The following is a 24,906-nucleotide window of genomic DNA, read 5'->3' as shown; positions in this document are numbered from 1 at the left end:
GAGCGGCCAAAATGGCAGAACGTAAAGGCGAGATTATCCGCAAGACCAACGAAACCGCGGTTTCGGTGCGCGTGGATATCGACGGCACCGGCAAGTCGACAATTTCCACCGGTGTGGGATTTTTCGACCATATGCTGGACCAGCTGAGCCGCCATTCCCTGATAGACATGGAGATCGAGGTCAAGGGCGACCTGCATATCGATGACCACCACACCGTGGAAGATACCGGTATTGCCATCGGCCAGGCGATTGCCAAGGCGCTGGGCGACCGGCGCGGCATTACCCGTTATGCCTCGCTCGATCTTGCCATGGACGAGACGATGACCAAGGCCGCCGTCGATATTTCCGGCCGGCCCTTTCTCGTCTGGAACGTCAATTTTTCCGCACCGAAGATCGGCACCTTCGATACCGAGCTGGTGCGCGAATTCTTTCAGGCGCTCGCCCAGAATGCCGGCATCACGCTGCATATCCTGAACCATTACGGCGCCAACAACCATCATATCGCCGAAACATGCTTTAAGGCCGTTGCCCGCGTTCTTCGCACGGCAACCGAGATCGACCCCCGGCAGGCAGGCCGCGTTCCCTCGACAAAGGGCATGCTGGCCTGACGCCAAAGCTGTCAGGAAGCCCATGACAAGCTATCTCGTTCTGGAAGCCCCCAACGGGCCGGACAGGGACCACAAGACGACCCGCTTCATTGCCGACCGTTTCGTCTGGCTGGCCCTGATTGCGCCCTGGCTTTGGCTCGCCATCAACCGGCTCTGGCTGGCGACGGCCGTCGTCATCATCGCGCTCATCCTGGCCGGCCAGATCTCGATATTAGCCGGATTCGAACCAGTTGGCCTTCTCTGCGGTTTCGCTATCGGGATCATCACGGCGCTGGAGGGACGCAATTTTCTCGTCCGGCACCTGATCCGCAAAGGCTGGAAGCTGACGTCAGTCGTTTCCGCCCCTGATCTTTCGAGCGCCGAAGACATATATTTCTTCGGTCTCTCCGAAACCGCCGGAACGGCGGAACAGCTGTCCCAGCCGGTCTGGTCTCCTTCGCCGCAAAACAGAGGCGGCAGAAATTTCGTCAACGATCCCGCAGGATCGTTTCTTTTCGACTTGAATGGAAGGCGCTGACATGCGTGTCGCGATCATCGACTACGGTTCGGGCAATCTGCGTTCGGCCACCAAAGCTTTCGAGCGCGCCGCCCGCGAAGCCGGCATCAATGCAACCATCGACCTGACCGACAAGCCGGATCACATCGCCTCGGCGGACCGCATCGTCCTGCCGGGTGTCGGCGCCTATGCCGATTGCCGCGCCGGTCTCGATGCCGTGCCCGGCATGCATGAGGCGCTCATCGAAGCCGTCGAGAAAAAAGCCCATCCTTTCCTCGGCATCTGCGTCGGCATGCAGCTCATGTCCTCGCGCGGGCTCGAAAAGACTGTCAGTACCGGGCTCGGCTGGATTGAGGGTGACGTCGTGGAAATGACGCCGTCCGACCCCAGCCTCAAAATCCCGCAGATCGGCTGGAACACGCTGGAAATCCGCCACGCTCACCCGCTTTTCGACGGCATCAAGACCGGAGCGGATGGGTTGCACGCCTATTTCGTGCATTCCTATCATCTGTCGGCAAAGCACTCGACGGATGTCATCGCCACCACCAATTATGGTGGCGCGATGACGGCTTTCGTCGGTCGCGACAATATGGCAGGTGCGCAGTTCCACCCGGAAAAAAGCCAGACGCTCGGCCTCGCCCTGATTTCTAATTTCCTGCGCTGGAAGCCCTGACATGATTCTTTTCCCCGCAATCGATCTCAAAGACGGCCAGTGCGTTCGCCTGAAACTCGGCGACATGGACCAGGCCACAGTCTACAACGAAGACCCCGGCGCACAGGCGAAGGCCTTCGAGGATCAGGGTTTCGAATGGCTGCATGTCGTCGATCTCAACGGCGCTTTTGCCGGTGAGACCGTCAATGGCGAGGCGGTTGACGCCATTCTGAAAGCGACGAAAAACCCGGTGCAGCTCGGCGGCGGCATCCGCACGCTCGATCATATCGAAGCGTGGCTGAGCCGTGGGCTTGCCCGTGTCATTCTCGGCACCGTGGCGGTGCGTGATCCGGTTCTCGTTCTGGAAGCCTGTAAGCGTTTTCCCGGGCAGGTCGCCGTCGGCATCGACGCCAAGGGCGGTAAGGTTGCCGTGGAAGGCTGGGCGGAAGCCTCCGAACTCGGCGTTATCGAACTGGCCAAGCGCTTTGAAGGTGTCGGCGTCGCCGCCATCATCTACACCGATATCGATCGTGACGGTATTCTGGCCGGCATCAACTGGGCCTCGACGCTGGAACTGGCGGATGCCGTCTCCATCCCGGTCATCGCCTCTGGCGGCCTTGCCTCCATTGAAGACATCAAACGCATGTTGCAGCCGGATGCCGCAAAGCTCGAGGGTGCGATTTCAGGCCGCGCGCTTTATGATGGGCGCATCGACCCTGCCGAGGCGCTTGCTCTCATCAAGGCCGCGAAGGAGGTACGCGCATGACCCTCAAAGCCCGTGTTATTCCCTGCCTTGATGTCAAAGACGGCCGCGTCGTCAAGGGCGTGAACTTCGTCGACCTGATCGATGCCGGTGACCCCGTCGAAGCGGCGAAAGCCTATGACGCAGCGGGAGCGGACGAACTCTGCTTTCTCGACATTACCGCCTCCTCGGACAATCGCGACACGATCTTTGACGTGGTATCGCGCACGGCCGATCATTGCTTCATGCCGCTGACTGTCGGCGGCGGTGTCCGCGCCGTGGCTGACATCCGCAAGCTGCTTCTCTGCGGTGCCGACAAGGTCTCGATCAATTCCGCAGCGGTGAAGGATCCTGATTTCGTCGCGCAGGCCGCCGACAAGTTCGGCAACCAGTGCATCGTCGTTTCCATCGACGCCAAGCGGGTTTCGAAGGATGGGGAAACCGGCCGCTGGGAAATCTTTACCCATGGCGGGCGCCAGCCGACCGGTATCGACGCCGTGGAATTCGCCATCAAAATGGTCGAACGCGGCGCGGGTGAATTGCTCGTCACCTCGATGGACCGTGACGGCACCAAAAGCGGGTATGATATTGGTCTGACCCGCAGCATTGCCGATCAGGTTCGCGTCCCCGTCATCGCCTCTGGCGGCGTCGGAACGCTTGATGATCTGGTGGCAGGCGTTCGGGATGGCCATGCGACCGCGGTACTTGCCGCTTCCATTTTCCATTTCGGCACCTATTCGATCGGGCAAGCCAAGAGCTACATGGCCGAGCATGGCATCGCCATGCGTCTCGACTGATTGCAGGAACTTCTCATGAGCGCATTTTCCCTCTCCGATCTGGAACGCATCGTCGCGACCCGTGCCGCTGCCTCTCCTGACGAATCCTGGACGGCCAAGCTGGTTGCTGCCGGCCAGGAACGTGCGGCGAAAAAACTCGGCGAAGAGGCGGTGGAAGCCGTCATCGCAGCCATCGCGAAAGATCACGACGGGCTGAAGAACGAAGCCGCCGATCTGCTTTACCATCTGCTGGTGGTGCTGAAGATCGCCGATATTCCCCTGAACGACGTTTTTGCCGAGCTGGAGCGCCGGACGGGTCAAACCGGCCTTGCGGAAAAGGCGACGAGGCCGACATCATGAATGTCGAGGCAGGCAGCGGGGAGAGAGGCATGCCGAGCACACTCGATCATTTCCGGCCGGATGAATATTCACCCTACCATTTCTACAGTTCGGAAGAATGGGCGAAGTTTCGCGCCGACACGCCACTGACGCTTTCCGCCGACGAGGTCAAACGGCTGCGTTCGCTGGACGACCCTATCGATCTGGACGAAGTGCGGCGCATTTACCTGTCGCTGTCGCGCCTTTTATCCTCGCATGTCGAGGCGTCACAGTTGCTGTTCGAACAGCGCAACCGCTTTCTCAATATGGCTGACGTCAACAAGACGCCCTTTGTCATCGGCATCGCCGGCTCTGTGGCGGTTGGCAAATCGACGACGGCGCGTATTCTGAAGGAGCTTCTGGCGCGCTGGCCCTCCAGCCCAAAGGTCGATCTCATCACGACAGACGGATTTCTTTATCCGAATGAGGTTCTGCGGCGCGAAAACCTGATGGAGCGCAAGGGCTTTCCCGAAAGCTACGATATCGGCGCGCTCCTGCGTTTCCTGTCGGCGATCAAGGCGGGCCAGCCGAATGTGAAAGCACCGCGCTATTCGCACCTGACCTATGACGTTCTGCCTAACGAGTTCACTGTCATCGACCAGCCGGATATTCTGATCTTCGAAGGCATCAATGTGCTGCAATCGCGCGACCTGCCGGCGGGCGGGCGGATTGTGCCGATCGTTTCCGACTTTTTCGATTTCTCGATCTATATCGACGCGGACGAGGATCTCATTCACAACTGGTATGTAAACCGGTTCATGAATCTGCGAAAAACCGCCTTCCGCGATCCCAATTCGTTCTTCAACCGTTATGCGTCCATCAGTGAAGAAGCGGCGCTCAGCATCGCCGAAGGCCTCTGGCAGAACATCAACCTGAAAAACCTGCGCCAGAACATCGTGCCGACGCGCCCGCGCGCCGACCTTATCCTACGCAAGGGCAAGAACCACCTGATCGACACGGTGGCGCTTCGCAAATTGTGAGAGATGCCGCACAAGGCGGCATCTCCATTGCAGCGGTTAAGAGCCGCTATTACGCAAGGTCAGGAATTCGCAGGACCTGGCCGGGATAAATCTTGTCGGGATGGGTCAGCATCGGCTTGTTGGCTTCGAAGATGATGTTGTTCTTCGCGCCATTGGCCTTGCCATATTGCGCCTCCGCGATCTTCCAGAGATTGTCGCCCTTCTTAACGGTGTAGAAGACGGGTTCTTTCGCCGGCGCTTCGGCTACTTTCAGCTCCCCGGCCTCGACCTTGGAAATGCCGAGCGTATTGCCGACCGCGATGACCGCCTTCTCAAAAACCGACTGATCGGCCACTTCGCCCTTCAGAACGACCTTGTCGTCCACCACTTCGACCTGAACCTTGTCCGTGCCGAGATCGTGGGAAGCGAGTTCCTTTTTGACCGCTTCGACATCGGGCGCATCATCGCCGCCGATACCGAGCTTCTTTCCCGCTTCCTTAATGAAATTGAACAGACCCATAGCACCCTCCTTGGTTGTATGGAGGCTTACCAGACGATATTTGAAGCTCTATGACAAGGGCGAAACATTCGCCGCCTCGCCGTCGCTTATTCGCCCGAGGGCTTGCCGCGCATTTTCTTGATATCGGAGCGGCCAGACTTCGCTTTGAGGCGGCGCTCGACCGATCCTTTGGTGGGTTTGGTGGCCTTGCGTACCGGTGGCGGCGGGGCGGCAGATTCGAGGATCAGTTCCTTCAGCCGCTCTCGCGCGTCTTCGCGATTGCGCTCCTGACTGCGAAACCGGCTAGCTTCGATCATCAGCACGCCCTCTTTCGACACACGCCTGCCACCAAGGCGCAGGGCATTCGCCTTCACCCGGTCCGCGAGAGACGGTGAATTGGCAATGTCGAAAAACAGCTGAACCGCCGTCGAAACCTTGTTGACGTTCTGGCCGCCCGGACCGCCGGCCAGCACGAATTGCTCCGTCAGCTCCCAGCCGGCAATGGTGATACGGTTACTGATGTAAAGCGGGTCGCTGGCCATGATCTTTCTCCGCGCCGGTGATGCCACAGAACGCCAAAAATGAAAACAGCAGAGCAAACGAAAGAACCCGGCACAAGGCCGGGTCCCCTCCTCCTCACAAATGAGGCTTTTTTATTATTCAGCCGCGAGCAAAAGGCCCGGGGCTGCGTCGCGAACCTTGCTATCGACGTGGTCTTCGAACTTGGTGAAGTTCGTGACAAACATCGACACCAGCTTCTTCGCCTGCGCGTCATAGGCTGCGCCATCGGCCCAGGTTGAACGCGGATCGAGGATCGCGCTGTCGACACCATCCAGCGACAGCGGCACCGCGAAACCGAAATTCGCATCAGTGCGGAATTCGGCATCCTTAAGCTCACCGGTAAGCGCGGCCGTCAGAAGCGCGCGTGTCGCCTTGATGGGCATGCGCTTGCCGATGCCGTAGGCACCGCCGGTCCAGCCGGTATTGACCAGCCAGCAATCCACGCCGTGCTTGCCGATCAGCTCGCGCAGCAGGTTGCCATATTCCGCCGGGTGGCGTGGCATGAAGGGTGCGCCGAAGCAGGTTGAGAACGTCGCTTCCGGCTCCGTCACGCCCTTTTCCGTGCCGGCAACCTTTGCGGTGTAACCGGAGAGGAAGTGGTACATGGCCTGTTCCGGCGTCAGCCGGGCAATCGGCGGCAGCACGCCAAAGGCATCCGCCGTCAGCATGATGATCGTCTTCGGATGGCCGGCAATGCCCGTTTCCGATGCATTCGGAATGAAGTGCAGCGGATAGGCGCTGCGGGTGTTTTCCGTCAGCGAGTTATCGTTGAAATCAGGAACCCGGTTTTCGTCCAGCACTACGTTTTCGAGAACCGTGCCGAAACGGCGGGTCGCGGCGTAGATTTCCGGCTCGGCTTCAGCCGAAAGTTTGATCGCCTTGGCGTAGCAGCCGCCTTCGAAGTTGAAGATACCGTGCTCGCCCCAGCCATGCTCGTCATCGCCGATCAGCGTGCGCGATGGATCGGCCGACAGCGTGGTCTTGCCGGTGCCGGACAGGCCGAAGAACACGGCAGAATCGCCTTCTGGACCAACATTGGCCGAGCAATGCATGGGCATGACGCCCTTGGCCGGCAGCAGATAGTTCAGCACCGTGAAGACCGACTTCTTGTTTTCACCGGCATAGGAGGTGCCGCCGATGAGGACGAGACCGTTGGTGAGATCGCAGGCGATGACGGTTTCCGAACGAACACCATGACGGGCCGGATCGGCCTTGAAGCTCGGCAGGTTGATGATGGTGAGCTTCTGTTTGAAGCCCGAAAGCTTTTCCTGCTTCGGACGGATCAGCAGATTGCGGATGAACAGCGAATGCCAGGCAAGCTCGGTGACGACACGGGTCGGCAGAGCGTTTTCCTCATCGGCGCCGCCGATCAGGTCCTGAACATAGAGGGTCTTTCCAGCGGCATGGGCCAGCATGTCCTGGCGCAGCAGCTCGAAGTTTTCCGGCGACAGCGGCTTGTTGTTATCCCACCAGATGGTGTCTTCGGTGGAGGCGTCGCGGACCACGAACTTGTCCTTCGGCGAACGGCCCGTATGCTGGCCGGTGACGGCGCGAAGCGCACCATCGATGGTCAGTTCGGCCTCACCGTTGCGGATCGCCTCTTCGTATAATTCGCTCTCATTGAGGTTATAAAAGACGCGGGAGGCCTCGCCCAGTCCGAGTTCTGCAACTCCATTGGCAGGATTATGAACCCCAAGCTCGTTCATGACGCGTTCCTTGTTAATGACGATAAGGCCGTTGAAATTTCCACGGAAAATACGTGGCGGCTTTTGGAAACGCAAGAGCCAGACTTTAAAAAACTTAGTGATTTCAATATATTAATCGATTTAAAAGATTTTATTTCTTTTTAAATCGGTTGAAGACGCATTAAAATCCAACGGCGGCCTTTCCGCAAAATCCCCTCACTCCTGCCCGGCGATTTGGCAGCGAGTTTTCCTTTGCCACAATTTGTTCCACCTTTATACTCAAGAGAGTGGCTCGCGGCGCGCAACCTTGGCTGGGTGAATGTCGGGAGTTACGAGAAAATGACGATGGAGACCAACTACATGCAGACGATCGCGCTTGTCGACGACGACCGGAATATTCTGACTTCGGTATCGATCGCGCTCGAAGCCGAAGGCTACCGGGTCGAAACGTATACCGACGGCGCTTCCGCGCTCGACGGGTTGATCGCCCGTCCGCCGCAGCTCGCCATTTTCGATATAAAGATGCCACGCATGGACGGTATGGAGCTTTTGCGGCGCCTTCGCCAGAAGTCGGATCTGCCGGTTATCTTCCTCACCTCCAAGGATGAAGAGATAGACGAACTGTTCGGCCTGAAGATGGGTGCGGACGACTTCATCACCAAGCCCTTCTCGCAACGCCTTCTGGTGGAACGCGTGAAAGCCATCCTGCGCCGCGCCAGCAGCCGCGAGGCTTCCGCCGCAACCGGCAGCGTGCTGAAGCCGACCGCCGACCAGCAGGCACGCACGCTGGAGCGCGGGCAGCTCGCCATGGATCAGGAACGCCACACCTGCACCTGGAAGGGTGAGCCGGTGACGCTGACCGTCACCGAATTCCTCATCCTGCATTCGCTGGCGCAGCGGCCCGGCGTGGTGAAAAGCCGCGACGCGCTGATGGATGCCGCCTATGACGAACAGGTCTATGTGGACGACCGCACCATCGACAGCCACATCAAGCGCCTTCGCAAGAAGTTCAAACTGGTCGATGGCGACTTCGATATGATTGAAACGCTTTATGGCGTAGGATATCGCTTCCGCGAAGCGGCCTGAACCGGCGCGCAAATCGGAAGAGACCACCCGAAGAGTGGTGGCGAGGACTAGAATACGTGTTGAAGAAAACGCCGGAAACCGTCTCGGATAGTGACGATGCCGAAGAACGCGGCAGCGAGCGCCGCCATCGTATCCATCCGCTGACGATCATCCGGCGCATTTTCGGTAATGCGGTGTTTTCCAGCCTCACGCGCCGCATTCTTTTCTTCAACGTTGCGGCAACGGTTGTTCTGGTCGGCGGCATTCTCTATCTCAACCAGTTCCGCGAAGGGCTGATCGACGCGCGCGTGGAGAGCCTGTTGACGCAGGGCGAAATCATCGCCGGTGCGGTCTCGGCTTCCGCCTCGGTTGACACCAACTCGATCACCATCAATCCGGAAAAGCTGCTCGAATTGCAGGCGGGGCAGAGCATTACCCCTGCCCCCAATGACGAGGACTTAAGTTTCCCGATCAATCCGGAACGGGTGGCGCCGGTGCTGCGGCGGCTGATTTCACCGACACGCACCCGCGCACGGCTGTTCGATGCCGATGCCAACCTGCTGCTCGATTCCCGCCATCTTTATTCGCGCGGCCAGGTGCTGCGCTTCGATCTGCCGCCGGTGACGCCGGAAACCCAGACCTGGGGCGACTGGTTTACCAGCATGTTCAACCGCATGCTGCAGCCGAGCAGCCTGCCGCAATACAAAGAAGCGCCGGGCGGTGACGGCTCGATCTATCCGGAAGTGATGAATGCGTTGACCGGCGTGCGTGGTGCCGTTGTGCGCGTGACCGAAAAGGGCGAGCTGATCGTTTCTGTGGCTGTGCCGGTACAGCGCTTCCGGGCCGTGCTCGGCGTTCTGCTTCTGTCGACGCAGGCGGGCGATATCGACAAGATCGTGCATGCGGAGCGCCTCGCGATCATGCGCGTCTTCGGCATTGCCACACTCGTCAATATCGTGCTGTCGCTGCTCCTGTCCTCCACCATCGCCACGCCCCTGCGGCGCCTTTCGGCCGCCGCGATCCGCGTGCGCCGTGGGGCAAGGACCCGTGAGGAGATACCGGATTTCTCGGCGCGCCAGGATGAGATCGGCAATCTCTCGATTGCGCTGCGTGAAATGACGACGGCGCTCTACGACCGTATCGATGCCATCGAAAGTTTCGCCGCCGATGTCAGCCATGAACTCAAGAACCCGCTGACCTCTCTGCGCAGCGCCGTTGAAACCCTGCCGCGCGCCAAGACCGAAGAGTCCAAGCAGCGCCTGACCGAAATCATCTTCCACGATGTGCGCCGTCTCGACCGCCTGATCAGCGACATTTCGGATGCCTCGCGGCTCGATGCCGAGCTGGCGCGTGCTGACGCCTCGCCGCTTGATCTCGATGTGCTGATGAAGGGTCTGGTGGACATATCCCGCCAGATCAGCACCAAAAAGAAAAGCGTGACGATTGACTATTCTGTCGACCGGAAAGCGGGCGCAAAGACCTCGTTCGTGGTGAACGGTCACGATCTCCGCATCGGCCAGATCGTCACCAACCTCATCGAGAATGCGCGCTCCTTCGTTGCCGAGGAAAGTGGCCGCATCACCGTGCGCCTTTCCCGTCACAAGGATCGCTGCATCGTGCAGGTGGAGGACAACGGGCCCGGCATTCAGGCGGAAGATATCGACCGGATCTTCGAGCGCTTTTACACCGACCGGCCGGCGAGCGAAGGGTTCGGCCAGAATTCCGGCCTTGGCCTTTCCATCAGCCGCCAGATCGCCGAAGCCCATGGCGGCAGTCTCCGGGCGGAAAATGTCGTTGATAAATATGGCGTGATTTCCGGCGCGCGCTTCACCCTGTCGCTGCCGGCGGCCGAAACCCATGAACGCTGACCGCTTCAACCTGCATGCGACCGCCATCGTCGTTCAAAACACCGGCATCCTCTTTACCGGACCGTCGGGCAGCGGCAAAAGCGAGCTTGCCTTCAGCTTCCTGACGGAGGCTGAACGCTGCGGATTGCAGGCGGCTCTGATCGCGGACGATCAGATTTTCGTGTATCGCGATGGCGAAACCATCATCGCCGAGCGGCCGGAAACAATCGCCGGGCTGCTGGAATTGCGCGGCAGCGGCATTGTTTCGTTGAAAAGCATTGCGCGCGCGCCACTACATTTCGCCGTCACGACAGTTCTTTCACCCGAAAACCCAAGACTTCCAGAAGATGACGAGGTGTTGTTGCTGCCCTGCGGCGGGCATCTTCCGCTCTTACGTATTCCGCTTTCCAGTCTTACGCCCTATGGAAAATTTGCTGCACTTGCTCAGAATCTTTTTAAAACGAATGTGAAGTGACCATGATTCAGGCGATTTTAGGCTTGCGATTCGCATTTTCCTCATCAAGATGAAATCCCACCGATGGACAGGATTGCCGCGTTGCGATAGTCGGCAATGAGAGTGCGTGTGCAAGGGAGCATTTCATGATCGGACTAGTGCTTGTCACCCATGGCAAGCTGGCTGAGGAGTTTCGCCATGCGTTGGAGCATGTCGTCGGTCCCCAGAAATTGATCGAGACGGTCTGTATCGGTCCCGAAGACGACATGGATCAGCGCCGGCAGGATATCATCGACGCCGTTGCGCGCGCCAATGACGGCAATGGCGTCATCATCCTGACTGATATGTTCGGCGGCACGCCCTCCAATCTCGCGATTTCCGTCATGAATAATGGCAATGTCGAAGTCATCGCAGGGGTCAATCTTCCCATGCTGATCAAGCTTGCCGGCGTTCGCAGCGAAGATAATATGGACAAGGCCCTTCAGGATGCATCCGATGCCGGCCGCAAATATATCAACGTCGCCAGCCGCGTTTTAAGCGGCAAGTGAGAAGTCAGCCCATGTCGCCATTCACCCGGGAACTACCGATCATCAATAAACGCGGTCTCCACGCCCGGGCATCCGCCAAATTCGTGCAGATGGTCGAAGGGTTCGACGCGACGATCACGGTTTCCAAGGATGGTATGACCGTTGGCGGCACCTCCATCATGGGTCTCATGATGCTGGCCGCAAGCCCCGGATGCAGCGTCTATGTCGAGGCAAGCGGCAATCAGGCGAAAGAAGCGCTCGAGGCGCTCGAGGCGCTGGTCGCCGACCGCTTCGGCGAAGAAGCCTGAGCCGGCACCATATAAAGACATAAAGACTTCTTTATATCATCATTGCCAGATCGTTCGTGGCCTGCTAAACCGCTGCTACGTTTAAAAGCCGGGCCGCAAGGCGCGGCGTTTCTGATCTGGAGAACTTCATGAGCCTTGAGAAGGACTACATCGTCGCCGATATCAACCTTGCCGCATTCGGCCGCAAGGAGCTGGACATTGCCGAAACCGAAATGCCGGGCCTGATGTCCTGCCGCAAGGAATTTGGCGAAAGCAAGCCCCTGAAGGGCGCACGTATCACCGGTTCTCTTCACATGACGATCCAGACCGGCGTTCTCATCGAGACGCTGAAGGAACTGGGCGCGGATGTTCGCTGGGCCTCCTGCAACATCTTCTCGACCCAGGATCATGCGGCGGCGGCAATTGCAGCAGCCGGCATTCCGGTCTTCGCCGTCAAGGGTGAAAGCCTGACGGAATATTGGGAATATACCGACAGGATCTTCCAGTGGGCCGATGGCGGCCTCTCCAACATGATCCTTGACGATGGCGGCGACGCCACCATGTACATCCTGCTCGGCGCACGCGCTGAAGCTGGCGAGGACGTTCTGTCCAATCCCGGTTCGGAAGAAGAGGAAATCCTCTTCGCGCAGATCAACAAGCGCCTCAAGGCTTCGCCCGGCTGGTTCACCAAGCAGCGCGACGCGCTGAAGGGTGTGACCGAAGAAACGACGACCGGCGTTCACCGCCTTTATGACCTCAGCAAGAAGGGCCTGCTGCCCTTCCCGGCTATCAACGTCAACGACAGCGTCACCAAGTCGAAGTTCGACAACAAATACGGCTGCAAGGAATCGCTGGTGGACGGCATTCGCCGCGCAACCGACGTGATGATGGCCGGCAAGGTTGCCGTGGTCTGCGGTTACGGCGACGTGGGCAAGGGTTCGGCCGCTTCCCTGCAGGGCGCCGGCGCCCGCGTGAAGGTCACCGAAATCGACCCGATCTGCGCGCTTCAGGCCGCCATGGACGGTTTCGAAGTCGTTCGTCTGGAAGATGTCATCTCTTCCGCTGATATCTTCATCACCACCACCGGCAACAAGGACGTGATCCGCATCGAGCATATGCGCGAGATGAAGGACATGGCCATCGTCGGCAATATCGGCCATTTCGATAATGAAATTCAGGTCGCATCGCTGCGTAACCTCAAGTGGACGAATATCAAGCCGCAGGTCGACATGATCGAGTTCCCGAAGGGCAACCGCATCATCCTTCTGTCCGAAGGCCGCCTGCTGAACCTCGGTAACGCCACCGGTCACCCCTCCTTCGTGATGTCGGCTTCCTTCACCAACCAGGTGCTGGGCCAGATCGAGCTCTTCACCAAGCAGGGCGAATACAAGAACGAGGTTTACGTGCTGCCGAAGCACCTCGACGAGAAGGTTGCGCGCCTTCATCTTGAGAAGCTTGGCGTGCGCCTGACCGAACTTTCCGACCTTCAGGCAGATTATATCGGCATCTCGAAGGAAGGTCCGTTCAAGGCGGAACACTACAGATATTAATTCCATAGTTAATATCCACTGAAATTACACAATATCTAGATGCCGTGCGCTTGACAAAGCGCACGGCATCTTTTTTGCGCGCTCCCTTCCCGCAGATTTATGAAGACGGTATTGTCATCAGACTTGATTCGGACACGCCAAAGGGCGGCGGGGACGAAATGGGATGTCTTGTCGAAGATGCGGCACATAGGACGGAGACAGACCGGGGATGACGGTTCACAATTCGGATCTGCGCAAGCAGACAGTTCAACGCATTGAAAACACGCATGCGGGCGTGGCATTGAGCGCGGGTCTTGCGCGTTGCCGGCTGGTATTCAGTGCGGTTCGGACAGGCTTTGCGAGGCTTCCCGTTCTGATGTCGGGCACGTTTCTGGCCGGCTCGGCAAGCATGGCGCTGGCGCAGGACGGGCTTGTGGCAAAGACCGGCGCACGGCTGTTTTCATCCGGAGAAACCATCACCTATTCGCTTTTCGTCGGCATGCTTTCGGCAACGCTGTTTTCCGTTGTCTGGCTGGTGCGCCAGCGCGGCAATATCGAGGCGGAGAGCAGCGAATACCGTCAGGCGCTTGCCCAGTCCCACCACAAGATCGCGAAATACGAGGCGCTGATTTCCGACAAGAGCCGCCGCATCGTCATCTGGGACGGCGCAGACAAGCGGCCCGAATTTCTGGGGCAGCTGCCGGCCGAAACGGGTGTGCCGCAGGCGGATCACGATTTTCTGGCCTTTGGCCGCTGGCTGAAACCGGCATCCGCGAGCCAGCTTGAAAAATCCATCGAAAAACTCCGCAGCCACGCGCAGAGCTTCGATCTGACCATTGAAACGCAGCGCGGCGAAGTCATTGAAGTTCAAGGCCGGGTTTCCGGCGGCAATGCCTTTGCGCGTTTCATCGCGCTCAACAATCTGCGCGCGGAACTGGCTGAATTGCAGGTGGAGCGCGAGCGCCTGATCGCTTCGGTTTCCACATTTCAGGAGCTTCTGGATTCCATCGAACAACCCGTCTGGCGGCGCAATGGCGAAGGCGAACTCACCTGGGTCAACCACGCTTATGCGCATGCCGTGGATGCACGTGACGCCGACCAGGCCGTTCATGAAAAACGCGAGCTGCTGAACACGGTTACCCGGCAGAAGATACGCGCGGCCGCAACACCCGAATCACCCTATCACGACCGTATTTCGACGGTTGTTTCCGGAAACCGCACCTTCTTTGACGTCGTTGACATCAAGACAGCTGGCGGCTCGGCTGGCATCGCTATCGACGCAACGGAAGCCGAAACCATCAGCGAGGAACTCAAGCGGGTTCTCAAAAGCCACGCTGAAACGCTCGATCATCTGGCAACGCCCGTCGCCATTTTCGACGGCCGGCAGCGGCTGCAATTCTACAATCAGGCTTTCGCGGCTCTCTGGGGTTTCGACCTCGTTTTCCTCGAATCCAGTCCTGATAATTCCGAGCTTCTGGACAGGCTGCGCACCGCCGGCAAATTGCCGGAACAGCTGAACTGGAAGAACTGGAAGGAGACAGCGCTCTCCGTCTATCGTTCGCTGGATACCAAGACCGATCTCTGGCACCTGCCGAACGGCCAGACCCTGCGGGTTATCGCAACCGCCCATCCGCAGGGCGGCGCGACCTGGGTTTTCGAGAACCTGACCGAGCAGGTCGACCTGCAGATGCGTTACAACACATTGGTGAAGGTGCAGGGCGAAACCATCGACCATCTGGCCGAAGGTGTCGCCGTATTCGGTGCGGATGGACGCATTCGCCTCTCCAACCCGGCATTCCGGGCGCTCTGGGGCGTGACCGCGGAACAGGCCGAGACCGGCACCCATATCCGCGCCATCGAAACCGCCTGCGCGCCATCCTATGACAGGCCGGACGGCTGGCGCGCCTTCAGCCAGTTCATCACCAGCTTCGATGATGAGCGGCCCTCGCGGCAGGGGACGCTGGAACTGCTTTCAGGCCTTGTGCTCGACTATGCCATCATCCCGCTGCCGGATGCACAAACCATGCTGACCTTCGTCAACATGACCGACAGCGTACGGGCCGAGCGGGCGCTCAAGGAAAAGAACGACGCGCTTTTGAAGGCCGACGAGCTGAAGAACGATTTCGTGCAGCATGTTTCCTACGAGCTGCGCTCGCCGCTGACGAACATCATCGGCTTTACCGATCTGCTGAAAACACCGGGCATCGGACAATTGACGGACAGGCAGGCGGAGTATCTCGATCATATCTCCACCTCATCCTCCGTACTACTGACCATCGTCAACGACATTCTCGATCTCGCGACCGTGGATGCCGGCATCATGCAGCTCAATTATTCGGACAATGATCTGAACGAATTGCTTGAAGACGTTTCTGTACAGATCGCCGACCGGCTGCAGGAGAGCGGCATTTCGCTCGAGATCATCGCGCCGACCCATCTCGGCAGTCTCGTGGCTGATCACCAGCGCCTGAAGCAGATACTCATCAAGCTGCTGACCAACGCGATCAATTTCGCCCCGGAAGGGTCTTCGGTTCAGCTCTCCTGCCAGCGCAGCGAAGGTGACTTCGTGTTCTCGGTGGCGGACAAGGGTCCCGGCATTCCTGAAGACATGTTGAAGAGCGTGTTCGACCGCTTCGCGACGCGCGGTAATGGCGGGCGGCGAACCGGTGCAGGGCTTGGCCTCTCCATCGTGGAAAGCTTCGTCAGCCTGCACCATGGCACGGTCAGCATCGACAGCCGGCCCGGCAACGGCACCATCGTCACCTGCCGCATTCCTTCCGGCACACGGCCGCATTCCATCGCCGCAGAATGAGCGAAGACATCTTGCCGATCACCATTCCTCTCGAGGGAGAAAAGGACACCATCAGGCTCGGTGAAGACCTCGCACTGGCTTTGAAACCCGGCGATTGCCTCGCACTCATCGGTGATCTTGGCGCCGGCAAATCGACGCTCGCCCGAGCCTTCATCCGCGCGATGGCGGATGAGCCCGATCTCGAAGTGCCGAGCCCCACCTTCACGATCATCCAGACTTATGACGCCCGCATTCCGGTCGCCCATCTTGATCTTTACCGGCTTTCGGATGTTTCCGAGCTGGACGAACTCGGCATCGATGAGATGCTGGAGGACGGCATCTGCCTGATCGAGTGGCCGGATATCGCCGCCGAGATTCTACCGCCGGAACAGACCGTAACACTTACGCTGACACATTCCGGCGAAGGGCGGCTCGCCTCCATCGAGGCTCCGGCAAAACTGAAAGCACGGCTTGAACGCGTTTTCGCCATCCGCGCATTTCTCGCAAAAACTGGCAGGGGCGACGCGGCCCGGCGCTTTCTGAGCGGTGACGCCTCTACACGCGCCTATGAGACCGTTTCAACTGGTGGCCCGCATCTTATCCTGATGGACTGGCGACGCCCCATGCGGGGAGCGATCGTCTCTGATGGCAAGACCTATGCGGAAATCGCCCATCTTGCCCAGGATGCGCGTTTCTTCGTGGCTATTGGCAATTATCTGAGAAATAGCGGCTTTTGCGCACCGGAGATTCTGGCGGCGGATACCGATCAGGGCATTCTCCTGCTGGAAAACCTCGGGCAGGAGGGCGTGCTGGCGCCTGACGGGACGCCGATAGAGGACCGCTATCTGCAAAGTGTCGCCTGTCTCGCGGCGCTTCACCAGACCCCGCGGCCCGACCTGCTGCCAGTGGGTGACGGCAGCGCCTATGAGGTCCCCCTCTTCGACCGGCAGGCGATGAAGATCGAGGTTTCGCTGCTGGCGGAATGGTATCTGCCGCATAAACGCGGCAAACCCCTCACCGATAGTGAAAAAAGCGACTATTACGCTTTATGGGACCGGCTGATCGACCAGCTCGCCGACTGTGAGACGGGACTTGTGCTGCGCGATTTCCATTCACCCAACCTTATTTGGCAGCCGCAGAACAACGGCATACGGCAAGTCGGCCTGATCGATTTTCAGGATGCGATGATCGGCCCGACTGCCTATGATGTCGCTTCCATCGTGCAGGATGCCCGCGTTACCATAGAACCCGGGCTGCAAGCGCGCCTGCTTTCGCACTATATCGAGAGCAGAAGAAACACGGCTTCTTTCGATGAGGCCGCTTTCCTCAAGGCTTTCGCCATCATGTCGGCACAGCGCAACTGCAAGCTTGCCGGTATCTGGGTGAGGCTGTTGGAACGGGATCGAAAACCCGGTTATATGAAACATATGCCGAGAACGTTCCGCTATCTCAGTGCAGCGCTTTCGCATCCGGAACTTGGACTTCTTCGAGACTGGTGCCTGCGCATGGGCATGGAATTTAACGACTGAAAGACGGTTGACCACGATGACGATCAAAAACGCGATGGTGCTGGCCGCCGGGCTTGGCACGCGGATGCGCCCGATCACGGATACAATCCCGAAGCCGCTCGTGAAAATCGCCGGCAAGCCGATGATCGACTATGCGCTCGATGCCCTTGTCGAAGCCGGTGTCGAGACAATCGTCGTCAATGTGCATCACCACGCCGAACAGATGATTGCCCATCTAGAAAACCGCACCGACGCCAAAATGCTGATTTCCGACGAGCAGTCGCAGCTGATGAATTCCGGTGGCGGGCTTGCCAAAGGCCTGAAGTTTCTGGAACCTGGGCCGGTCTTCGTCATGAATGCCGATCTTTTCTGGATCGGCGAGCAGCTGAATGCGGTCAGCAACCTGCGCAAGCTTGCGCAATTCTTCGATCCCGCCCGCATGGATATGGCCCTGCTCTGCGTCGACATGGATCGCACCACCGGACACAATGGGAAGAGGGATTTCAACCTGGCGGATGACGGGAAACTGTCGCGTTATCGCGACGGTGATCCGACCCCGGTGGTTTATGCCGGCGCCATCGCCATGGATTCGCGCCTGCTGGACGATGCGCCGACGGATGCCTTCAATCTCAATATCTATTTCGATCGCGCCATCGAAAAGGACCGGCTTTTCGGGCTTTCTCTGGATGGCCACTGGATTACCGTCGGCACGCCTGACGCAATAGAAGACGCCGAAAGCATTATACGGCAATTCAGGGAAAAACGCTCTGCATGACCCTTACTCACCACGCAAAGCGCGTCCTGACGATCGCTGCGGGAACACCGTTCCTCAAGACGCTCGCGGAAACGCTGTGTGATGGGACACTGACATCAGGCTATAAATACGATCCGGCCGATCCGCTATCGCTCGCCAAGGTGACGATCTATGTGCCGACACGGCGCTCCGCCCGCGTGCTGCGCTCCGAATTCGTCGATCTTCTGGGCGGCCGATCCGCCATTCTACCGCTGATCCGGCCTCTGGGTGAGACGGATGACGATAGCGGCTTCTTCGAGATCGAAAACCCTGAGATCATGGATCTGGCGCCACCGATTTCCGGCACCGGCCGGCTCATCGAACTGGCGCGTCTCATTCTCGCCTGGCGCAACAGCCTGCCGGACGCTATCCGCGCCATCCATTCCGATTCGCCGCTTGTCGCCCCCGCCAGCCCCGCCGACGCCATATGGCTGGCGCGTGCGCTTGGCGAGGTGATCGATGCCATGGATACGGAAGAAAAGGACTGGGAAGCGCTTCAGCATCTCGATACCGGCGATCACGCGCAATGGTGGCAGCTGACCGCGGATTTCCTGCGGATTGCCAGCGTCTTCTGGCCAGCGCGGCTTGCCGAACTCAACCGTTCCTCCGCCGGCCGGCATCGCAACGCCATTCTGCGGGCGGAAGCGAACCGGCTTGCCGATCTGCCGGATACGGGACCGATCATCGTCGCAGGGTCAACCGGCTCCATTCCTGCGGCAGCCGATCTCATCGCCGCCGTTGCCGCCCTGCCGCAAGGCACCGTTGTGCTTCCGGGCCTCGACCTCGCCATGCCGGAGGAACAATGGCAGGCGATTGCCGAGGACCCGACCGATCCTTCGAGCCGCACCCATTCGCAATACGGGCTTTATATGCTGCTGCAGAAGCTTGGCATCCTGCGCGATGACGTGGATCAGATTGGCGCCATTGACGGCGATCTGGAAAAGCGCGCAGCGGTGTTTTCGGCCGCACTCGCACCGGCCAAATCCACCAGCGACTGGAATCGCTGGCGCGAAGACAGGCAACCCGGCTTTTTCGACGATGCTTTCGCAACCGCCACGCTTATTGAAGCCGCCAATGAGCGCGAGGAGGCAACGGCCATCGCAGTGGCTTTGCGGCTGGCCCTTGAAGCGCCGGGGGCTGGTCGCCCGTCGCAAGCGGCCCTGATTACACCGGACCGCGGACTGGCGCGACGCGTGGCGACGGAGCTACAGCGCTTCGGCATCGAAGCCGACGATTCGGCCGGCACACCGCTTTCCGCCACCCCGCAAGCCGGGCTGACGCAGCTGGCGCTAGAAGCCATTCTGAGGCCCGGCGACCCGGTGCCGATTATTTCCCTTCTGAAACACCCGCTCAGCCGTTTCGGGCTTTCCGACGAAGCTTTCGCGAAAGCCTCGAAAGCGCTGGAACTGATCGCGCTGCGCGGCGGCCGTGTCGAAACCAAAATCGGCAATCTGGAAGCGGTTCTGGATGCGCAGCTTGCGGCGCAACGCGATAACCGGCACCCGCCCGCCTGGCGGCTGGCTCTGCCGGAGGCAAGCGCGGAGGCCGCGCGCGATCTGGCACGTCGGATTGACATTGCGACAGAACCGCTCGGATCTGCCTTTATCCGCAAAGATAGATCCGGCCGCGCCTTCACCGATAAATTGCCGCTGTCCGACTGGGCGGAGCGGACGGGCCGCGTGGTCGAAGCCATCTGTGCGGATGAAAACAACGATCTTGCCGCGCTCTGGTCCGGTGAAGCGGGAGACAAGCTTTCCGAACTGTTCGGCGAACTGATGGAAAGCGGCGAGATTCTCGATGCTGACGGGCCGCAATGGATCGATATTTTTGCGGCACTGGTGGCCGGTGAATCGATCAAGCCACGATCGATGCGCCATCCGCGCATTTTCATCTTCGGCGCGCTCGAGGCACGGCTGCAAAGTGTCGACACCGTCGTCATCGGCGGCCTCAATGAAGGGCTCTGGCCCGGCCAGACGGCGAATAATCCGTTTCTGTCCCGCACCATGAAGACCGCGATTGGGCTGGAGCCGCCGGAACGGCGCATCGGCCAGCTGGCCCATGATTTCGAGATGGCAAATGGCACCCGGCAGATTTTTTACACCCGCGCGCTGAGGCAGGGCTCGACACCCGCCGTCGCCTCACGCTGGCTGCAGCGTCTACTGGCGCTGGGCGGCGAGAAATTTGCCGGCAGCCTGAAGAAGCGCGGCGAGACCTATCGCCATTGGGCGGGATTGATGGATGAAAGCATCGATCAGGAAGCAGCAAAGCGCCCTGCCCCGAAGCCGCCGGCCGAGTTGCAGCCGACGCGCTATTCCTTCAGCGAAGTCGGCCGCCTGCGCCGCGACCCCTATTCGATCTATGCGCGACGCATCCTGAAACTGGACCCGCTTGATCCCTTCAACCGTGACCCGAACGCCGCCGATCGCGGCACGCTCTATCACGCGATCATCGAGCGTTATTCCCGCGAAGGGCATATTCCCGGCACGCCGGCCTCGCTTGCGGCCATGCAGCGCATTCTGGATGCGTGCTTCGACGCGGAAAACCTGCCTCCCCATGTGGATGTCATCTGGCGGCCGCGTTTTGCAGCGGTGGCGCGCGCCTTTATCGAGTGGGAAAAAGAAAGGTATCCATCCATCCGCCACAGCTTTTTCGAGGCACACGCCGGGCAGGAAATCGCCGAGGCGGGCATAAGGCTGACCGGGATCGCAGACCGCATCGACATCAAGACAAACGGCCACGCGGATATTATCGATTACAAGACAGGGCTTGCGCCGTCCGTCAATCAGGCGCGCGCGCTGCTTGATCCACAGCTTGCGCTGGAAGCGGCGGCGCTGATGCGCGGCGCCTTCCGCGAAGCCGGTTCGCCCACGCCTGACAATCTCATTTATGTTCGCCTGCGGCCGGGCGAGCGCTTCTTTGCCGATCAGGTCAATAACGAACATTCCAGCCGAAGCGGCAAAAGACCGCCGAAATCGGCGATTGAGCTTGCGACGGATTCAATCGAACAGCTCACCAAATTCGTTCATTCTCTGCGCGAAGGCGAAAACGGCTTCGCCTCCCGCCTCGTGCCGGAAGAGCAACAATCCTATGGTGGGGAATATGACCACCTCGCCCGCGTTTCGGAATGGTCGACGGCAGAACCGGGAGACGGCGATGACGATTGATCCCTTCGATGCCGGCCCCGCCGCCGACACGCCTGAAAGCTGGATTGACTGGACCAGCGCCCGGCAGCGGCTTGCCTCCGATCCCGCCAGTTCCGCATGGGTGTCGGCCAATGCCGGCTCAGGCAAGACCCATGTCCTGACCCAGCGCGTCATCCGCCTGCTTCTGGCCGGCTGCCGGCCCTCGGCGATTTTGTGCCTCACCTATACCAAGGCCGCGGCATCTGAAATGTCGAGCCGTGTTTTCGACCGCCTGGCGGAATGGGCTACTTTGCCGGATTCCGATCTTAAGGATCGCATCGCCGTCATCGAAGGCAGGGTGCCGGATCGCATCAAGCTTGCCGAAGCGCGCAGGCTGTTTGCCAAGGCGCTGGAAACACCGGGCGGGCTGAAAATCCAGACGATCCACGCATTCTGCGAGGCATTGCTGCACCAGTTTCCGCTGGAAGCCAATGTCGCCGGCCATTTCTCCGTTCTCGATGACCGCGCAGCGACCACGCTACTGGCCGAGGCGCGCCGCTCACTTCTGACGGCGGTTTCAACGGAGCGCGACGCGGAACTGGCGCAGGCGCTAGCCTATGTGCTCGATCTCGCCGATGAAAGCGGGCTGGAGGCGCTGCTCTCCGCCATCATCGCCAATCGCAGCGCCCTTCGTGGTTTTCTGCTCGACGCCAAACAATTTGGCGGCATCGATGCCCGGTTGCGGCACGCGATGCAGATCGCAGATGGGGAAACCGAAGAAACCGCGGCGGCCGCCTTCTGGCCTCTGCCCGGCCTCTCCGGCCTCGCGCTCGATACCTATCTGGCCCTTGCCGACGAGGTAGGCGGATCACGCGTCATCGATGTCGCTTATGCGCTCAGGGAGGCAAAACGCCACCCGGACCCCGTCCAGCGGATGCAATTCATCGAAGCGGCGCTGCTGACAGCCAAGGGGGAAAAGAAATCGGATGCCTATGTCATCAACAAGGGCATGCAGAAATCCGCCCCCGAACTTCTCGATGCGCTGACGCTGGCGCGTGACCATGCTGTTTCCTGCCGCAACCGCTATCGTCTGGTGCGGATGCTGGCGGCGACAAAATGCGCCCTTGTTCTGGCCGAAAGGCTGATCGGCGATTTCGAAGACCTGAAGAAACAGCGAAGCCAGCTCGATTTTGAAGACCTGATCGAGCGCGCCGCCAATCTCCTCAACCGCGATACGGCGGGCGCCTGGGTGCACTACAAACTGGATCAGGGCATCGACCACATTCTCGTTGACGAGGCGCAGGATACGAGCCCGGTGCAATGGTCGATCATCCAGTCGCTGGCGGCGGATTTCTTCACGGGCGAGAGCGCCCGCCTGGGGCGGCGCACGCTGTTTGCCGTGGGGGATGAAAAACAGTCGATCTATTCATTCCAGGGCGCCCGGCCGGAACGGTTTTCGCAGGAGCGCGAAGAGACCAAAAGGCGCGTCGATTCTGTGGAGCAGGCCTTTCACCGCATCCGCCTGCCGCTATCCTTCCGGTCCACGCAGGATGTGCTGGCCGCTGTCGACCAGGTGTTTTCAGACCCGAATAACGCCAGCGGTCTCAGCGCCGATAACGAACCGGTGGAACACCGATCCAACCGGGCCGGCCATCCTGGCACCGTGGAGGTGTGGGACATGGTGGCGCCGGAAACCACTGAAGACGAAGAGGATTGGACGGCCCCCTTCGATGCGCTGCGGGAAAGTGCTCCAGCCACCATCGTTGCCCGCCGTATCGCGGCGCGCATCGCCGACATGATCGTAAGCGAGACCATCATCGAAAAAGGCGTCGAGCGCACCGTCGAGCCCGGTGATATTCTGGTGCTTGTCAGAAAACGCCATGCCTTCGTCAATGCGCTGACCCGGGAGTTGAAACGGCGCAAGAACATTCCCGTTGCCGGTGCCGACCGCCTTCGCCTGACCGACCACATTGCCGTGCAGGACCTTCTGGCGCTCGGCCATTTCGTTGTCCTGCCCGAAGATGACCTTTCACTCGCTGCACTTTTGAAAAGCCCGCTCTTCAACCTGACGGAAGATGACGTTTTCGAAATTGCAGCCACGCGATCGGAAACGGAGAGCGTCTGGAAACGGCTGCAAATCCTTTCGAAGGAAGAGAATAGCCATCTTTCCATCGTTGCCGCCAAGCTGGAAGGCTTCATCGCGCTTTCGAAAACGGCCACGGTGCATGATTTCTTTGCAGCGGTCCTCACCCTGCATGACGGACGCAAGAAATTCCTCGGCCGGCTTGGCAACGAGGCGAGCGACGTTCTGGATGAGTTCCTCTCCTTCGCGCTGGATCACGAGAGAACCGGCCTGCCAGGCCTGCAGGCCTTTTTGTCCGTTCTGGAAACCGATTCTCCTGAAGTGAAGCGCGAGCAGGACAAGGATCGCGGCGAAGTGCGCATCATGACCGTGCACGCCTCCAAGGGCCTGGAAGCGCCGGTCGTTTTTGTCGTCGATGGCGGTTCGAAGGCCTTCAACCACAGCCATGTGCCGAAACTGCGCTTCGTCGAAGCGGGTGCGGACGCCTTCCCGGTGTGGCTGCCCGGCAGCGGTTTTTCCAATCATCTCATCCGCTCGGACGAAGAACGACTGAAGACGGCCGCCGAAGACGAATATCGACGGCTGCTTTATGTGGCGATGACGCGCGCTGCCGATCACCTTGTCGTCTGCGGTTATCGCGGCCAGAAGGAAAATCCCGAATGCTGGCATGCCATCGTCAAGGCGGCGCTTGCCAACAATGAAGACCATTGCAAACCGCAGCTTTTCATGGCGGATGGCGAGGAATGGCAGGGGCTTGTCTGGCGCAAATCCGAGGCTCGCACGACATCCGTCCCGCAAAAATTACCGGAAACGCAGCAGCAGGAAGATTACGCCCTTCCGGCCGGGCTTCTCGCTCCCTTGCCGGCGCTGCCCTCCTTGCCGAGGCCGCTCAGCCCGTCCGGTGCGGGCACCATCATTGATGATGGTGCGGATGATCTCGCCGTGCGTTCGCCGCTTTTCGGCGATAAAACCGATGCCTCCTCGCTGGCGCTGCAGCGCGGCCGGCTAGTGCATCGCATGCTGCAAGCCCTGCCGGATTTTACAGAGTTGGAGCGGGAAGCAGCTGCCCGCCGTTATGCGGAGCGTGCGGCCCGTTTCTGGCCTGCCGCCGAGCGCGAACATTTGATAAAGGCGGTTCTGCGCGTCATGTCCGAGCCGGCGGTGCAACCGGCCTTCTCGGCTAACAGCCGCGCGGAAGTGTCGATCATGGGCACGATGACGATTGGCAGGCAGCAATATGCCGTCTCCGGCCGCGTCGACCGGCTGGCGGTTGAAGGGGATCGCGTCATTCTGGTCGATTACAAGACCAACCGCGTGCCGCCGCGGGAAGCGCGTGAAATACCTTTCTCCCACACAGCGCAGCTTGCCATCTATCGCGAAATTCTAGCACCGCTCTACCCCGGCAAAGAATTTGTCTGCGCGCTGATCTATACGGAAAATGCTGCCTTTATAGCGGTTGGTGACGATGCGATGAGAGAGGCTCTTGCCGCAATAAAGACAAAGTGAGATACCGGGGCATTGAAATTCCGACGCGCCCGCATCAC

Annotated in this window: 21 protein-coding genes; 18 read left to right on the top strand and 3 right to left on the bottom strand. The window is 59.6% G+C overall.

All coding sequences use genetic code 11. From position 1 onward, the window contains the following. Nucleotides 1-11 precede the first annotated feature (11 nt). The 7 genes from hisB to coaA are packed head-to-tail and all read left to right on the top strand — an operon-like array spanning nt 12 to nt 4,632. Nucleotides 12-608, top strand: coding sequence for an imidazoleglycerol-phosphate dehydratase HisB (gene hisB, locus CFB10_RS10575; protein WP_020010670.1), 597 nt, complete (start codon nt 12-14; stop codon nt 606-608). A gap of 22 nt (nt 609-630) precedes the next feature. Continuing rightward, nucleotides 631-1,125 carry a DUF2628 domain-containing protein gene (locus tag CFB10_RS10570; protein ID WP_020010671.1) on the top strand — a complete coding sequence of 165 codons (495 nt, stop codon included), beginning with the start codon at nt 631-633 and terminating at the stop codon, nt 1,123-1,125. 1 nt (nt 1,126) lies between these two features. Then, complete coding sequence (gene hisH, locus CFB10_RS10565) at nt 1,127-1,777, top strand: imidazole glycerol phosphate synthase subunit HisH (protein WP_026363714.1); 651 nt, start codon at nt 1,127-1,129, stop codon at nt 1,775-1,777. A gap of 1 nt (nt 1,778) precedes the next feature. Continuing rightward, nucleotides 1,779-2,522 (top strand): 1-(5-phosphoribosyl)-5-[(5-phosphoribosylamino)methylideneamino]imidazole-4-carboxamide isomerase, encoded by a 744-nt coding sequence (gene hisA, locus CFB10_RS10560; protein WP_020010673.1) that lies wholly within the window; start codon nt 1,779-1,781, stop codon nt 2,520-2,522. Further along, nucleotides 2,519-3,295 (top strand): imidazole glycerol phosphate synthase subunit HisF, encoded by a 777-nt coding sequence (hisF, locus tag CFB10_RS10555; protein ID WP_020010674.1) that lies wholly within the window; start codon nt 2,519-2,521, stop codon nt 3,293-3,295. The genes hisA and hisF overlap by 4 nt, the downstream gene beginning before the upstream one ends. Before the next feature lie 15 nt (nt 3,296-3,310). Further along, the gene (locus CFB10_RS10550; RefSeq protein ID WP_026363715.1) at nt 3,311-3,634 is read left to right on the top strand and encodes a phosphoribosyl-ATP diphosphatase; all 324 of its coding nucleotides are present in this window, start codon (nt 3,311-3,313) and stop codon (nt 3,632-3,634) included. Further along, a complete protein-coding gene (gene coaA, locus CFB10_RS10545; protein ID WP_020010676.1) occupies nt 3,631-4,632 on the top strand; it encodes a type I pantothenate kinase in 1,002 nt (333 codons plus the stop codon). Before CFB10_RS10550 ends, coaA begins: the two co-directional genes overlap by 4 nt. A 49-nt stretch (nt 4,633-4,681) precedes the next feature. Here coaA and lysM read toward each other — a convergent pair whose 3' ends face one another. The 3 genes from lysM to CFB10_RS10530 all read right to left on the bottom strand — a co-directional run bounded on the left by lysM (nt 4,682) and on the right by CFB10_RS10530 (nt 7,377). Next, entirely contained in the window at nt 4,682-5,131 is a 450-nt protein-coding gene (gene lysM, locus CFB10_RS10540) for a peptidoglycan-binding protein LysM (RefSeq protein WP_020010677.1), read from the bottom strand. An 86-nt stretch (nt 5,132-5,217) separates the two neighbouring features. Next, on the bottom strand, nt 5,218-5,652 hold the full coding sequence (arfB, locus tag CFB10_RS10535; RefSeq protein WP_020010678.1) for an alternative ribosome rescue aminoacyl-tRNA hydrolase ArfB: 435 nt from the start codon (nt 5,650-5,652) through the stop codon (nt 5,218-5,220). A gap of 114 nt (nt 5,653-5,766) precedes the next feature. Continuing rightward, nucleotides 5,767-7,377 carry a phosphoenolpyruvate carboxykinase gene (locus tag CFB10_RS10530; RefSeq protein ID WP_026363716.1) on the bottom strand — a complete coding sequence of 537 codons (1,611 nt, stop codon included), beginning with the start codon at nt 7,375-7,377 and terminating at the stop codon, nt 5,767-5,769. 339 nt (nt 7,378-7,716) lie between these two features. Between CFB10_RS10530 and chvI the strand changes: the two genes are divergently transcribed. From chvI to addA, 11 genes are all read left to right on the top strand, one after another. Beyond that, a complete protein-coding gene (gene chvI / locus CFB10_RS10525; RefSeq protein ID WP_003505377.1) occupies nt 7,717-8,442 on the top strand; it encodes a two-component system response regulator ChvI in 726 nt (241 codons plus the stop codon). Nucleotides 8,443-8,498: 56 nt separating this feature from the next. Then, complete coding sequence (chvG, locus tag CFB10_RS10520; RefSeq protein ID WP_026363717.1) at nt 8,499-10,289, top strand: two-component system sensor histidine kinase ChvG; 1,791 nt, start codon at nt 8,499-8,501, stop codon at nt 10,287-10,289. Beyond that, entirely contained in the window at nt 10,279-10,743 is a 465-nt protein-coding gene (locus CFB10_RS10515) for an HPr kinase/phosphorylase (RefSeq protein WP_020010682.1), read from the top strand. The genes chvG and CFB10_RS10515 overlap by 11 nt, the downstream gene beginning before the upstream one ends. A 125-nt stretch (nt 10,744-10,868) precedes the next feature. Beyond that, the gene (locus tag CFB10_RS10510; protein ID WP_003505374.1) at nt 10,869-11,270 is read left to right on the top strand and encodes a PTS sugar transporter subunit IIA; all 402 of its coding nucleotides are present in this window, start codon (nt 10,869-10,871) and stop codon (nt 11,268-11,270) included. A gap of 11 nt (nt 11,271-11,281) precedes the next feature. Continuing rightward, nucleotides 11,282-11,557: an HPr family phosphocarrier protein gene (locus CFB10_RS10505; RefSeq protein ID WP_020010683.1), complete on the top strand. Its 276-nt coding sequence runs from the start codon at nt 11,282-11,284 to the stop codon at nt 11,555-11,557. A gap of 128 nt (nt 11,558-11,685) precedes the next feature. Further along, complete coding sequence (gene ahcY, locus CFB10_RS10500; protein ID WP_020010684.1) at nt 11,686-13,086, top strand: adenosylhomocysteinase; 1,401 nt, start codon at nt 11,686-11,688, stop codon at nt 13,084-13,086. Nucleotides 13,087-13,294: 208 nt separating this feature from the next. After that, nucleotides 13,295-15,877 carry a PAS domain-containing sensor histidine kinase gene (locus tag CFB10_RS10490; protein ID WP_020010685.1) on the top strand — a complete coding sequence of 861 codons (2,583 nt, stop codon included), beginning with the start codon at nt 13,295-13,297 and terminating at the stop codon, nt 15,875-15,877. Then, nucleotides 15,874-17,385: a bifunctional tRNA (adenosine(37)-N6)-threonylcarbamoyltransferase complex ATPase subunit type 1 TsaE/phosphotransferase gene (locus tag CFB10_RS10485; RefSeq protein WP_020010686.1), complete on the top strand. Its 1,512-nt coding sequence runs from the start codon at nt 15,874-15,876 to the stop codon at nt 17,383-17,385. Before CFB10_RS10490 ends, CFB10_RS10485 begins: the two co-directional genes overlap by 4 nt. 16 nt (nt 17,386-17,401) lie before the next feature. Next, nucleotides 17,402-18,139 carry a nucleotidyltransferase family protein gene (locus CFB10_RS10480; RefSeq protein WP_020010687.1) on the top strand — a complete coding sequence of 246 codons (738 nt, stop codon included), beginning with the start codon at nt 17,402-17,404 and terminating at the stop codon, nt 18,137-18,139. Beyond that, entirely contained in the window at nt 18,136-21,321 is a 3,186-nt protein-coding gene (addB, locus tag CFB10_RS10475) for a double-strand break repair protein AddB (protein ID WP_020010688.1), read from the top strand. Before CFB10_RS10480 ends, addB begins: the two co-directional genes overlap by 4 nt. Then, entirely contained in the window at nt 21,311-24,868 is a 3,558-nt protein-coding gene (gene addA / locus CFB10_RS10470; protein WP_020010689.1) for a double-strand break repair helicase AddA, read from the top strand. Before addB ends, addA begins: the two co-directional genes overlap by 11 nt. Nucleotides 24,869-24,906: the final 38 nt, after the last annotated feature.

Source organism: Agrobacterium sp. 719_389 (assembly GCF_900188475.1).
In the GTDB taxonomy this organism is placed as follows: domain Bacteria; phylum Pseudomonadota; class Alphaproteobacteria; order Rhizobiales; family Rhizobiaceae; genus Agrobacterium; species Agrobacterium radiobacter.
The sequence above is the reverse complement of the archived record's forward strand: the minus strand, read 5'-3'. Positions and strand labels throughout refer to the sequence as shown.